This is a genomic window from uncultured Gelidibacter sp. (genome assembly GCF_947500795.1).
Classification (GTDB): domain Bacteria; phylum Bacteroidota; class Bacteroidia; order Flavobacteriales; family Flavobacteriaceae; genus Gelidibacter.
Genome location: NZ_CANMTE010000004.1, coordinates 117007 through 130370, shown reverse-complemented (window position 1 = coordinate 130370; position 13364 = coordinate 117007). Strand labels below are relative to the sequence as shown.

Here is a 13364-nt window from a genome sequence, read left to right as displayed (position 1 = left end):
CGGGACAGCTTCTGTTTGTAGTTCAGTTTATTTTTGAGACATAGCATCAGCTTTTCAAATATTAATTCGGTTGAACTTCAATTGATAGCACATTAATAATAGTATCTTCATAAAAACATTACCATAAACTGTGCTTCAACCAGATAAAAATTTCCTCATCAAACTTGCACATACGAAAATGCCATTTGGCAAATACGAAGGTAAGTTTCTTATAGATTTGCCAGAATATTACGTGGTGTGGTATCACAACAAAGGCTTTCCTAAAGGTCAATTGGGACTCATGTTGGAAACAGTTTATGAGTTAAAGTTAAACGGTTTGGAAGAACTAATCAGGAATATAAAAGTGAGGTATCCAAAGTAATTTTATAAATTTAAAATTAAATTGATTACTTCATGGCAGAACAGCATCTCGAAAAAAAATTCAAGCTCAAACATCTTCCTTCTTTATTCGTAAGTGCATTTAAGGCATGGAATGCTGACGATCCATGGCGACTAAGTGCAGTGGTGGCCTATTATGCTGTGCTATCACTTCCGGGACTTATCGTTATTTTAATCAATGTTGTAGGAAGTATTTGGGGGACAGAAATTGTTCAAGGACACTTAACCAATGAGATCACTTTAGTGTTAGGTAAGGAAGCTGCCGAAACAGTTCAAGTGATGATAAAGGAAACGCTGGATACTGAAAAAAATATCATTTCGACCCTGATTGGTATTGCCAGTATTATTTTTGGTGCGACGGGTGTGTTCTACCAATTACAAATATCACTGAATAAAATTTGGAAGATTGAAGATTCCGGGAAATTTAGTTTTCTAAGATTGCTGACGGATCGTGCCCGCAGCTTCGCATTTATTTTGGTTATCGGGTTTTTACTCCTTATCAGTTTTATTGTTACGGCAGCGCTTGGTGCGTTTAATGGGTATATCAAACAAGTGTTCCCTGATATAGTCCTCTACGTAGCGTATTTTCTAGATTTTATTGTGTCTCTCAGTGTGGTCACCACCTTATTCGCCTTAATGTTCAAGTATATGCCAGACACCAAAATCAGATGGAAAACCGTATGGATTGGTGCGTTTGTAACGGCTATTCTTTTTACGCTTGGCAAGTATTTGTTGGGGTTGTATTTTGGAACTGCTAATCCGGGATCGACCTACGGAGCTGCAGGAACTATTGTATTGATTTTGCTGTGGGTTTCCTATTCGTGTCTCATTTTCTTTTTCGGTGCGGAATTTACGAGAGTCTTCTCCTTGAGATATGGTCATGATTCTCATGATTTATCTGATGTGTTGGCAGACATCCGTCAAGAAAAAGGGCTACCGAATAATTAATCCGTTTAAAATTTTTAAACTTATCTTTGTAGAAATTATTAGAATATGCATAAAGCTGGTTTTGTAAATATCATTGGAAATCCAAATGTTGGTAAATCGACATTAATGAATGCCTTTGTGGGCGAAAAATTATCGATCATTACTTCAAAAGCACAAACAACAAGGCACCGTATCCTTGGAATTGTCAATGGGGAAGATTTTCAGATGATTTTATCGGATACTCCAGGAATTATCAAACCTGCTTATGAACTTCAGGAATCTATGATGGATTTCGTAAAGTCGGCATTTGATGATGCTGATGTCTTGCTTTATATGGTTGAAATTGGTGAACAGGAACTAAAGGATGAAGCATTTTTTAGAAAAATTACCAATTCAAAAATTCCAGTGTTGTTATTATTGAATAAGATTGATAAATCTGATCAACAACAATTGGAAGAGCAAGTTCAGTTATGGTCAGAAAAAGTACCAAATGCTGAAATCTATCCAGTATCAGCTTTAGAAGGTTTTAATGTTAGAGAGATTTTCAATAGAATTATTGAATTATTACCAGAATCGCCTGCATTTTATCCTAAAGATCAATTAACGGACAAACCGGAACGTTTCTTCGTTAACGAAACCATTCGCGAGAAAATCTTAATTCACTACAAAAAAGAGATTCCATACGCAGTTGAAATCGATACAGAAGAGTTTTTTGAAGAAGAAACCATCATCAGAATGCGCGCCGTTATTATGGTAGAGCGTGAAACTCAAAAAGGTATTATTATTGGCCATAAAGGCGCAGCTCTAAAAAGAGTAGGTGTAGAGGCTAGAAAGGATTTGGAGCTATTTTTTGGCAAGCAAGTCCATTTGGAACTTTATGTGAAAGTGAATAAAAACTGGAGAAGCGACCAACGACAATTGAAACGTTTTGGGTATAATCAGAAGTAGGGTTTAGTTGGCTGTTTTTAGTTGGCAGTACGCAGTATTCAGTAGGCAGTTGTTGGTTATTGATGTTTTGCTAGATTGAACTATTACACCATACCTTTTTTAATTCGCTCTGTGTAACTCCGCGTTGCTCAGTGAATCTCTGTGTTATAGCATAGCATCAATTAACCCTTTATTCTCGCCTTTTCAATCTTCAAAAGCGTATAAAACTATCGGTTTCGTTCGTAATCGGCGTAGTTTTAATTTAATGCGCAGTAAAATACTCTTTTTTTTTAGAAAGGAAACACTACCTTTGCAAACAATTTAATAGACATGAGTAATATAGTAGCCATAGTAGGTCGTCCTAATGTAGGGAAATCAACCTTATTTAATCGTTTAATTCAACGCAGGGAAGCCATTGTTGATGCCGTAAGCGGTGTAACCAGAGATAGACATTATGGGAAATCAGAATGGAACGGTCGTGAATTTTCTGTAATTGATACAGGAGGTTATGTCATTGGAAGTGATGATATTTTTGAAGCGGAAATTGATAAACAAGTAGAACTTGCTATTGATGAAGCTGATGTGATCGTGTTCTTGGTTGACGTGGAAACAGGTGTTACTGCGATGGACGAAGATGTTGCTGAATTACTAAGAAGAGTCAACAAACCTGTGTTTTTGGCCGTAAACAAAGTAGATAACAACAAACGTGCACAAGATGCTGTTGAGTTTTATGCTTTAGGTTTAGGCGAATATTTTACCATTGCTAGTATTAATGGTAGTGGAACAGGAGATTTGTTGGATGCTGTGGTGAATGCATTGCCAGAACATGTTGAAGTTGAAGAAAGTGATTTGCCGAGATTTGCTGTCGTAGGAAGACCTAATGCAGGAAAATCATCATTTATAAATGCTCTTATTGGGAAAGATCGTTATATCGTAACTGATATTGCGGGAACTACTAGAGATGCTATTGATACGAAATATAACCAATTCGGATTTGAATTTAATTTGGTTGATACTGCGGGAATCCGTCGTAAATCAAAAGTGAAGGAAGATCTGGAGTTTTACTCGGTTATGCGTAGTGTTAGAGCCATTGAACATTGTGACGTATGTATTTTGATACATGATGCTACACGTGGTTTTGATGGACAAGTACAAAATATTTTCTGGTTAGCTGAACGCAACAGAAAAGGGATTGTTGTTTTAGTTAATAAGTGGGATTTGGTTGATAAAGAAACCAATTCAGCCAGAGACTATGAAAAACAAATCCGTAAGGAAATGGAACCTTTTACTGATGTTCCAATTGTCTTCATTTCAGTTCTTAATAAACAACGTATTTTTAAGGCTATCGAAACCGCCGTTGAGGTGTATAATAACCGAACCAAGAAAATAAAAACGAGCAAGCTTAACGAAATCATGTTGCCAATAATTGAGAATTATCCTCCACCGGCACTTAAAGGGAAGTTCGTTAAGATTAAGTATATCATGCAGTTGCCAACGCCGCAACCACAGTTTGCATTTTTCTGTAATTTACCACAATACGTTAAAGAACCATACAAACGTTTCTTAGAGAATAAGTTACGTGAGGAATTTAATTTCCATGGTGTGCCTATTAGCATCTACATGCGTAAAAAGTAGGGGAATACCCATAATTGTATAGTTTTTGTATTGGAAATGTGAGGATTTCCTGCAATTTTTCTGTTTCTTTGGCGGTCATTTAATTTTTAAATAACAGCATGAAGAAATTTCTATGCATTCTTGCGTGTATATGCACTACAATGACGTTTTCTCAAGGTAATCCGTTTAAGATTTCAGGAAAACTTATCGCCGAAGAAGATCAATCTCCTTTAGAATCTGCAACCATATACCTAGAAACCCTTAAGGATTCTACACTGGTTACCTATACCATTTCAGATAAGAACGGTAATTTCGTTTTAGAGAATTCTACCTATGAAGAGTCGTTGAATCTGACTATTTCTTACATTGGATTTGAATCTCATTCGCAAGTAATTAAATTGAGCAAAGAGCCTATCCAGCTTAAAAATATAGTGCTTAAATCTGCCAACTTGTTGGAGGAAGTGATCATCAGGTCACGGGCTCCAATCACCGTAAAAAAGGATACTTTAGAATTTAATGTTGCTTCTTTTAAAACCAAGAAGGACGCCAATGTGGAAGATTTATTGAAAGAACTTCCTGGCGTTGAAGTTGAGGAGGATGGTAGCATTAAGGTGAATGGGAAATCTGTAAATCAAATCTTCGTTAATGGCAAACCCTTTTTTGGAAATGATCCTACTATTACGACTAGAAATCTAACCAAAGAATTGATTGAGAAGGTTCAGATAACGGACACCAAATCGAAGGCTGAGGCATTTAGTGGCGAACGAGGGGATGGGGATACGAAAACCATAAACCTTACCATCAAAGAGGAAAATAATAAAGGTGTATTTGGTCGCGTTTCTGCAGGTGCAGGAACTGATAAGCGCTATGAGTACGCCGGATTGGTCAATATTTTTGATAATGAACAGCGTATTAGTGTGCTGGCTGGCGGTAATAACATCAATTCTTCTGGATTTAGTTTTGGCGAAATTCGCAAAATGTTTGGTGGTGCAAGAAATATGTCGATGAGTAACGGCGGATTTACTATTGATGGCCGTTCCTTTGGCGGCGGACAAGGGATTACAACGTCAAGAACTGCAGGTGCAAATTATGCCGATGAATTAGGAAAGGGCAATGATTTTTCAGGCGATTATTTCTATTCAGGCAGCGAATCTACTAATGCTACAAAAGTACAGCGTGAAAATATTTTACCAACCTCACGCTATTTTACAAATTCGGAATCTAATTCACGAAACACTACAGATAGCCATAGTGCGAATATGGCTTTTGATATTAAAATAGATTCAACATTAATGATTAATGTTAGGCCTTCTTTCCGTTTGTCTACTGCTAGCACTACGTACGACAGGCATGAATCTTCCCGAGACGAAGATGATGTGTTGACCAATCAGTCGGAAACGGCTTCTTTTGTTGAAACTATTGGCAAGAACTTTGGTAATAATCTTAACCTTACTAAACGTTTTGGAACTAAAGGCGCTTTTGTAAGAATGCATGCAAATGTGGATATTAACGATGCGAGTTCAGATGATTTTTTAAACTCTGAGACTCAAATCTATGGTGATAATCCAAAGGATTCAAGTCGGAAACAATTCACTGACGGCGATACCAAATCAAACAACCTCAATGCGGGCATTACATATCGATTACCGTTAGTAGCTAAAAAGTGGTTCTTGGATTTCAAGTATAACTTTAGATCAAACACTCGAAAAAATGTTAGAAGCACCTTCGATTTTGATGATAATTCACAAGCCTACGAGGATTTTAACTTTGAATTGAGCTCCGATTTTACGAATAAAAACTTACGTCATAGTCCAAATATCAGATTGGCTTATAACGATGATAAATTGTCGTTTAGAGTAGGGTCTGGTTATTCTAACAGAACTATAGAGAATTCTGACAGACTAAGGCCAGAATTGAGCTTGGAGAAGTCTTTTGATTTCTTGGATTTGGATGCGAATATGAATTACCGTTTCAGTCCAAAGTCATCTCTTAGTTTTAATTATGATTTTGATAATGATGCGCCATCTGTTTATCAATTACAGCCTTTTCAGGATGTTTCTGATCCTTTAAATACTGTTACAGGAAATCCAGATTTAAGGCCATCAAAGCAACACCGATTGGGCTTTGGCTATAACAATTTTGATTTTCAAAAGAGAACAGGCTTCTATTTCTATGGTGATGCCAGTTTTGAAAAGGACAAAGTAGTATCAAAAACTACAGTGGATGAGAATTTTGTTAGAAATACGACTTATACCAACGTGAATGGTAATTATAGAGCTTATTTGGGATCTAGTTATAGTAAAGATTTCAAAATGGACTCTTTACAAACGATTAAAGTACGTTTGGGCTTGTCGACCAATTTGGACAAGCAGGTTAATTTTAATAACGGCGTTGAATATGCTGCAACAAGCACACGTTTGAATCCTAGTTTAGGTTTGACATACACTTGGAAGAAGCTTTTTGAAATTCAACCAAATTACAGAATATCTTTTACTAACACACGCTACGATTTAGACTCTTTTGACGATCGTAATTTTGTGAGTCATAATTTAGGGATTAGAACTGCAACGTTTTTCCCGGAGAAGTTGGAATGGCGCAATGATATTAATTTCAGGTACAATCCTAATGTTGCCCCTGGTTTTCAAAAAAGTGCATGGTTTTGGAATGCTACTGTAGCATATTCGGTCTTGAAGGATAATGGTACCATCACATTAAAGGTGTATGATTTACTCAATCAAAATACGAATGCGCAACGTACTACTACCGACAACTTTATTCAGGATTCTCAAAGTACGGTTTTAGAACAGTATTTTATGCTGAGTTTTAGTTGGAAATTCAATAGTTTAGGACCTAAAGGTGAGAGCAGAGGCGGTGATATGCATTTTATGATGTAATAAAGCGCATCTTACTTTTTAATAAGCTTAGTATTGAATTCGAGTCTTAACTGCAGATCGCTTACTGCCAACTGCTCACTGAAGACTGCCAACTGAAAAAGTTATTACACAGAGTTTCACAGAGGAGCACAAAGTTCCACAGAGAAACGCATGACAGGTTTATTAATTGTTTTGTATAGGAAACTTTAAACAAGAGTAGTTCCATCTGAAGACTGAAAACTGCATACTGAAGACTGCCTACTGAAGACTGCCTACTGACAAAACCCCTTTACCATCCTCCAGAAGCGCCTCCGCCTCCAAAGCCACCACCACCAAAGCCGCCGCCGAAACCACCGCCTCCGCCGAAGCCGCCACCAAATCCTCCTCCAGAAGATCCACCGCCACCGCCAAGACCACCGCGTCCGAGACTGCTTAAAATAATGGCATCCCAAATGCTAAAATCGTTCCCACGATTGTTGCCTGGGCCGTTGCCGCCACCGCCTCTTTTGTTTTTGGAAATGGACATCATGATAATGAAGAACACGATAAAGAGCATAAATACAAATCCGGCAGGAATGCCTTCAGAAGTAGTATTAACTTGTCGAGTGCCTTGATATTCGCCCATCATGACCTCAAAAATAGCGTCAACACCTCGGTTAAGACCGCCATTATAATCATTCTGTTTAAAGTAAGGGATGATATCCTGCTCAATAATTCGCTTAGACATGGCATCCGTTAAGAGATGCTCAACACCATAGCCAGTGTTAATGGCAATCTTTCGATCGTCCTTGGCTAATAATATCAAAATTCCGTTGTCTTCTTTAGCTTGACCAATTCCCCATTTTTGACCCCATTGCGCACCTAAATAATTGATGTTTTCGCCATTTGTGGAACTGATAATAGCCACTACAATTTGCGAGGACGTGGTATCGGAATATTTGATTAGTTTTTGCTCTAAGCTATTTTTTTCGCTTTCAGATAAAAGAGGTGTAAATTGATAAACACTCGTTTGTTTCGTAATGCTTGTAGGTTTTTCAGGAATAGTGAATTGAGAAAACCCAGCTTGTATGCCACATAAAATCATCAGTACACTAAAAAGAACGCGTTGCATAACGCCTTTCTTAATATTTAATAAAAGTTGTCTGCTGATTACTGATTGCATACTTGATTGCTTCTTTTTAATTGGTGTTAGTATCCCGTAAGGGGAGATGAAATATAGGAAGAAATTTCTTCCAAATTAGTGCGTTTGAACAAATACACTGGAAGAATCGTGGAGCTATCCTCGAGAAATCTCATCAGGAAGTTCATTCACATCATCCGTTTCCCACGGGAAGTGTTCTTCTAATTGTTTGCCGGCTTTTAAAATACCATCAACCAGACCTTGTTTAAAATGACCTCGTTTAAAATGGCCCTGCATAATGTTTTTGGTGCTTTCCCAAAAATCATCTGGTACCACATTATTAATGCCTTCATCACCAAAGATAACGAAGGTTTTATCCTCAACGGCAACATAGATCAAAACTCCATTTTGAAGTTTTGTGTTGTCCATTTTCAGCATATGAAAGACCTCCAAAGCACGCTCGTAAACGTCAATTTTAGAGGATTTTTCAAGATGTACACGAATTTCTCCCGAGGTATTCTTTTCTGCAGTTCTGATGGCAGCAATTACTTGTTGCTCTTCATCTGCCGTTAGAAAATCTTCTGTTTTAGACATGCCTTGTATTCTTTATTATAAACTTCTCTCGTTAAAAACAATTCTAACGAGAGAAGTAATTTTATTTATTATTTAAAATCGAAATCTACGTCTGGAGCTTTTTCTGCACCTGCATCCGCTTTGTAGTAGCTAAGGTCATCAAAATTGAAAAGACCAGCCAATATGCTGTTTGGGAAGGTTTTAATGTGTTTGTTGTAAGGTTCAACAGATTCATTAAAACGATCTCTAGCCACATTAATTCTGTTTTCAGTGCCTTCCAATTGAGATTGTAATTCTAAGAAGTTTTGATTGGCTTTCAATTCAGGATAACGCTCCACAGATACCAATAATCTAGATAACGCACCACTTAACCCATTTTGAGCTTCTTGAAATTGTGCCATGTTTGCTTCATTAAGATTGCTGGCATCAATTGTAGTAGAAGTTGCTTTTGCTCTCGCTTCAATAACGTCAGTTAAAGTACCACGTTCAAAATCGGCTGCACCTTGCACTGTTTTTACAAGATTACCGATAAGGTCATTACGACGTTGGTAGCTACTTTCTACGTTACCCCAACTTCTGGTTGCTGTTTCTCTAAGTTCTACCGCAGTATTGTTAAAGTTTTTTCCCCAAGAGTAAAGTGCTATAGCAATTAAGCCGATGATTATTACAGGAATAAGCCATTTTTTCATAATAAGTTGGTTTTAAAGTTGATTTTTAATTTTTATAAGTTGAGCTTTTACAGCATTCAGTTTGCTGATGATTTCAAAATTATTGAGTGCTTCTTGACGTCCTTCTTTAAGATGCGTTTTCGCGCCTTCTAATGTAAAACCTCGTTCTTTTACCAAATGATAAATGAACTTAAGATTTTGGATGTCTTCAGGTGTGAATTTTCTATTGCCCTTAGCATTCTTTTTAGGTTTGAGAATATCAAACTCCTTCTCCCAAAAACGAATTAATGAGGTGTTTACATTAAACGCTTTAGCCACTTCGCCAATGCCATAATATCTTTTTTCAGGTAGGTCGATGTGCATATTAATCTAGAGATTGATTTTCTAAAGCTGCGCGTTCCAATAAATTACTATATTCTTCAGCAGATAAATTGCCATAATAGAAATTGATCGGGTTGATGCGTTCATTGTCCTTCCATACTTCATAATGCAAATGTGGTGCTTCTGAACGGCCTGTACTTCCTACAAAACCTATCAAATCGCCACGCTTTACTTTTTGGTTAGCGCGAACATTATATTTATAAAGATGGGCATATAAAGATTCATAACCATACCCATGGTCAATTCTGATGTGGTTACCGTAACCTGTTGCCGTATTGTCAGCGCGTGTTACAACACCATCTCCGGAGGCATAAATAGGACTGCCACGAGGTGCGGTAAAATCCATGCCATAATGGAATTTTCTAACTTTCGTAAATGGATCTGTTCTATACCCATAGCCAGAAGCCATTCTGGTTAAATCTTCATTATTTACGGGTTGAATTGCAGGAATAGAGGCTAAGAATTTCTCTTTATCAGCCGCCAATACAGCAATTTCATCTAAAGATTTTGACTGTACAACAATCTGCTTTTGCAAAATGTCCATACGTTTATTGGTTTCAATAATGATTTTTGAATTGTCAAAACCCTCTAAACTTTTATAACGATTAATACCTCCAAAACCCGCTTTACGCTGTTCTTCAGGGATAGGATTCGCTTCAAAATAAAGTCTGTAAATCGCGTTATCACGTTCTTCTACATTAGATAGGACAGCTTGAGCCTCATCCATCTTTTTATTAAGTAGTCGATATTGTAACTCCATATGCTGAAGCTCTCTAACTAAAGCACGTTCTCTTGGTGATTTTACGAATTGGCTTGCTATAGACACAAACAGGAAAGCAAAAAGTGCTGAAGCCAAAATGAAAATTGACGCATACTTGAGGGTGTTCCTTTTTTTTCGCTCTATTTTCTTATAAGAGAGGGTTTCAGAATCGTAATAATATTTTACCTTACTCATTACCTAATTTATACTATTTTTGCACAGTTAAAATGACATAAAAAGTCAATAAACATTAACCAAACGGACAAAATTACAAAATATTTCAATTGTAAATTTAGTAAATCTAAAACGATAATTGAGGAATGTAACCGTGCGATATGCAAACTTTAAAATAAATTTGTGATAAAATAAGCCCTTTGGCCATTTTAGAGACTAATAAGACAACACTAAAACCATGAAATCTCAAGACATTCGTTCCAAATATTTAACTTTTTTTAAGAATAAACAGCATGATATTGTGCCGTCAGCACCTATGGTTTTGAAGGACGATCCTACCTTGATGTTTGTCAATTCAGGAATGGCCCCGTTTAAGGAATATTTTTTAGGAAATGCACAGCCTAAAAATTCGAGAATTGCCGATAGCCAAAAATGTTTGCGTGTTTCCGGAAAGCATAATGACTTGGAAGAAGTAGGGTATGACACCTATCACCATACTTTATTCGAGATGTTGGGGAACTGGAGTTTTGGCGATTATTTTAAGAAAGAAGCGATTGCTTGGGCTTGGGAATTGTTGACTGAAGAATATGGCATTGATAAGGACATTCTTTATGTGACCGTATTTGAAGGTAGTGAAGAAGATAACTTGCCAATGGATCAGGAAGCTTATGATTTGTGGAAATCATTTATTTCTGAAGACCGCATTTTGATGGGCAATAAAAAGGATAACTTCTGGGAAATGGGCGATCAAGGTCCGTGTGGTCCATGTAGTGAAATCCATGTTGATATTCGATCTGCAGAAGAAAAAGCAAAGGTTGACGGTAAAACCTTGGTGAATATGGACCATCCGCAAGTTGTGGAAATCTGGAATCTTGTATTCATGCAATACAACAGAAAAGCGAATGGTTCCTTAGAAAATCTACCTCAAAAACATATCGATACAGGTATGGGCTTTGAGCGTTTATGTATGGTTTTACAAGGGGTGCAGTCTAATTATGATACTGATGTGTTCACGCCAATTATCCGTGAAATCGAAACCATCGCCAATAAAACTTATGGAAAGGATGAAGAAGTAGATGTTGCTATTCGTGTGATTTCTGATCACGTTCGTGCCGTAGCATTTTCTATCGCTGATGGACAGCTGCCAAGTAATACAGGCGCTGGTTATGTCATCCGCCGAATTTTAAGAAGAGCCATCCGTTACAGTTTTACCTTTTTAGATCAGAAAGAGCCTTTCATTTTCCGATTGATTGATGTGTTGAGCAAGAAAATGGGCGATGCTTTCCCAGAATTGAAATCTCAAAAACAATTGATTGAAAACGTGATTAAGGAAGAAGAACAATCCTTCTTAAGAACGTTAGATCAAGGTTTGGTTTTGTTGAACAGAATTGTTGAAGAATCGACTTCTAAAGTGATTTCAGGTGAGAAGGCGTTTGAACTTTATGACACTTTCGGATTTCCAATCGATTTAACAGCATTAATTTTGCGCGAAAAAGGATTAGAATTGGATGAAACCGGTTTTAAAGCCGAAATGAAAAAACAAAAAGACCGTTCTCGTGCCGCTGGTGAAATGTCTACTGAAGATTGGACAATTTTAGTGGAAGATGCAGATCAGGAATTTATTGGATATGATATTTTAGAAACCAACGTAAAAATCACCCGTTATAGAAAAGTAGTTTCTAAAAAGGATGGTGAGATGTACCAATTGGTTTTCAACCTGACGCCTTTTTATGCTGAAGGTGGTGGACAAGTAGGAGACAAGGGGTATTTGGAGGATAGCCATGGTGATGTGATCTATATTTTAGATACCAAAAAAGAGAACAACGTAAGTATTCACTTCACTAAAAACTTGCCAAAAGATCTTACTGCTACTTTTAAAGCGTCCGTAGATGAGAAACAACGTAGAAGAACGGAAGCAAATCATTCCGCAACACATTTGCTACATCAAGCCTTGCGCGAGGTGCTGGGAGAACATGTAGAGCAAAAAGGAAGTGCGGTGCACTCTAAATATTTACGCTTTGACTTCTCGCATTTTTCAAAAATGACTGCGGAAGAATTAAGTGATGTTGAAGATTTCGTGAACGCGAGAATCGATGGTAAGTTACCACTTGAAGAACAACGCAACATTCCAATGCAAATGGCCATTGACGAAGGTGCAATAGCGCTTTTTGGTGAAAAATATGGCGATACAGTACGTACTGTTCGTTATGGTAAATCTTATGAGTTGTGTGGCGGAACGCATGTGAAAAACACAGCGGATATCTGGTATTTTAAAATTATTTCAGAAGGCGCAGTAGCATCTGGTATCCGCCGTATAGAAGCTATTACCAATGATGCCGTTAAAGATTATTATCAAGATCATAACCAAGCGTATTTTGAGATAAAAGGATTATTGAACAATGCTCAAGAGCCGATAAAAGCGATTCAAAATTTATTATCTGAAAATGCTGAGCTTAAGAAGCAAATTGAAGGCTTCCTGAAAGACAAAGCGCAAAATTTAAAGGGGGATCTTAAAAATGAATTGACAGATATTAACGGTGTTCAGTTTTTGGCTAAAAAGGTCGATTTAGATGCTTCTGGAATAAAGGATTTATCTTTTGAACTTGGCCAACAACACGATAATTTATTCTTGTTGTTTGCTGCTGAAAACGACGGGAAAGCACTTCTTTCGTGTTATATCTCTAAAGAATTGGTCGCAAGTAAAGGTTTGAATGCCGGAACTATTGTGCGCGAATTAGGAAAGTTTATCCAAGGTGGTGGAGGCGGACAACCGTTTTTTGCAACTGCTGGAGGTAAAAACCCTGGAGGAATCGACCAAGCATTGGCGGCAGCTCAGGAGTATTTGAAATAGATATATTTTCTGTGTTTCGGAATGACAGCACCAATTGTCATTCCGAAACACGAAATCTAATTGTCATTCCGAGGCACGAGGAATCACATAATAATCTACTTCAAAAGGAAATCAGAAT

The 13364-nt window shown here is 37.3% G+C and carries 11 protein-coding genes; 6 read left to right on the top strand and 5 right to left on the bottom strand.

Annotation, left to right across the window (positions count from 1 at the left end; all coding sequences use genetic code 11):
* The first annotated feature begins 130 nt into the window (after positions 1–130).
* The 5 genes from Q0947_RS10785 (at position 131) to Q0947_RS10765 (ending at position 6740) form a co-directional block, all read left to right on the top strand.
* Positions 131–361 (top strand): DUF3820 family protein, encoded by a 231-nt coding sequence (locus Q0947_RS10785; protein ID WP_299397050.1) that lies wholly within the window; start codon positions 131–133, stop codon positions 359–361.
* Between the two features lie 32 nt (positions 362–393).
* Positions 394–1326, top strand: coding sequence for a YihY/virulence factor BrkB family protein (locus tag Q0947_RS10780; protein WP_299397047.1), 933 nt, complete (start codon positions 394–396; stop codon positions 1324–1326).
* 45 nt (positions 1327–1371) lie between these two features.
* A complete protein-coding gene (gene era, locus Q0947_RS10775) occupies positions 1372–2253 on the top strand; it encodes a GTPase Era (protein ID WP_299397044.1) in 882 nt (293 codons plus the stop codon).
* 309 nt (positions 2254–2562) lie between these two features.
* Positions 2563–3867, top strand: coding sequence for a ribosome biogenesis GTPase Der (der, locus tag Q0947_RS10770; protein ID WP_299397041.1), 1305 nt, complete (start codon positions 2563–2565; stop codon positions 3865–3867).
* Positions 3868–3965: 98 nt separating this feature from the next.
* On the top strand, positions 3966–6740 hold the full coding sequence (locus Q0947_RS10765; RefSeq protein WP_299397039.1) for an outer membrane beta-barrel protein: 2775 nt from the start codon (positions 3966–3968) through the stop codon (positions 6738–6740).
* A 268-nt stretch (positions 6741–7008) separates the two neighbouring features.
* Here the strand turns inward: Q0947_RS10765 and Q0947_RS10760 are convergent, their stop codons facing one another.
* From Q0947_RS10760 to Q0947_RS10740, 5 genes are all read right to left on the bottom strand, one after another.
* Positions 7009–7830, bottom strand: a complete 822-nt coding sequence (locus tag Q0947_RS10760) for a YgcG family protein (protein WP_299397649.1) — start codon at positions 7828–7830, stop codon at positions 7009–7011.
* Between the two features lie 165 nt (positions 7831–7995).
* Entirely contained in the window at positions 7996–8433 is a 438-nt protein-coding gene (locus Q0947_RS10755) for a TPM domain-containing protein (protein WP_299397037.1), read from the bottom strand.
* 68 nt (positions 8434–8501) lie between these two features.
* Entirely contained in the window at positions 8502–9101 is a 600-nt protein-coding gene (locus Q0947_RS10750) for a LemA family protein (RefSeq protein WP_299397034.1), read from the bottom strand.
* A 12-nt stretch (positions 9102–9113) separates the two neighbouring features.
* Complete coding sequence (locus Q0947_RS10745) at positions 9114–9443, bottom strand: MerR family transcriptional regulator (protein WP_299397032.1); 330 nt, start codon at positions 9441–9443, stop codon at positions 9114–9116.
* A gap of 1 nt (position 9444) precedes the next feature.
* Positions 9445–10416 carry a M23 family metallopeptidase gene (locus tag Q0947_RS10740; protein WP_299397029.1) on the bottom strand — a complete coding sequence of 324 codons (972 nt, stop codon included), beginning with the start codon at positions 10414–10416 and terminating at the stop codon, positions 9445–9447.
* A 217-nt stretch (positions 10417–10633) separates the two neighbouring features.
* Here Q0947_RS10740 and alaS point away from each other — a divergent pair, with 217 nt between their 5' ends.
* Positions 10634–13246 carry an alanine--tRNA ligase gene (gene alaS, locus Q0947_RS10735; RefSeq protein ID WP_299397026.1) on the top strand — a complete coding sequence of 871 codons (2613 nt, stop codon included), beginning with the start codon at positions 10634–10636 and terminating at the stop codon, positions 13244–13246.
* The last annotated feature ends 118 nt before the right edge of the window (positions 13247–13364 follow it).

Bases quoted from the DNA above. Each gene is read 5' to 3' on its own strand.
- Q0947_RS10780 (WP_299397047.1), top strand. From the start codon at position 394: ATGGCAGAACAGCATCTCGAAAAAAAATTCAAGCTCAAACATCTTCCT.
- era (WP_299397044.1), top strand. From the start codon at position 1,372: ATGCATAAAGCTGGTTTTGTAAATATCATTGGAAATCCAAATGTTGGT.
- der (WP_299397041.1), top strand. From the start codon at position 2,563: ATGAGTAATATAGTAGCCATAGTAGGTCGTCCTAATGTAGGGAAATCA.
- Q0947_RS10765 (WP_299397039.1), top strand. From the start codon at position 3,966: ATGAAGAAATTTCTATGCATTCTTGCGTGTATATGCACTACAATGACG.
- Q0947_RS10760 (WP_299397649.1), bottom strand. From the start codon at position 7,830: ATGCAACGCGTTCTTTTTAGTGTACTGATGATTTTATGTGGCATACAA.
- Q0947_RS10755 (WP_299397037.1), bottom strand. From the start codon at position 8,433: ATGTCTAAAACAGAAGATTTTCTAACGGCAGATGAAGAGCAACAAGTA.
- Q0947_RS10750 (WP_299397034.1), bottom strand. From the start codon at position 9,101: ATGAAAAAATGGCTTATTCCTGTAATAATCATCGGCTTAATTGCTATA.
- Q0947_RS10745 (WP_299397032.1), bottom strand. From the start codon at position 9,443: ATGCACATCGACCTACCTGAAAAAAGATATTATGGCATTGGCGAAGTG.
- Q0947_RS10740 (WP_299397029.1), bottom strand. From the start codon at position 10,416: ATGAGTAAGGTAAAATATTATTACGATTCTGAAACCCTCTCTTATAAG.
- alaS (WP_299397026.1), top strand. From the start codon at position 10,634: ATGAAATCTCAAGACATTCGTTCCAAATATTTAACTTTTTTTAAGAAT.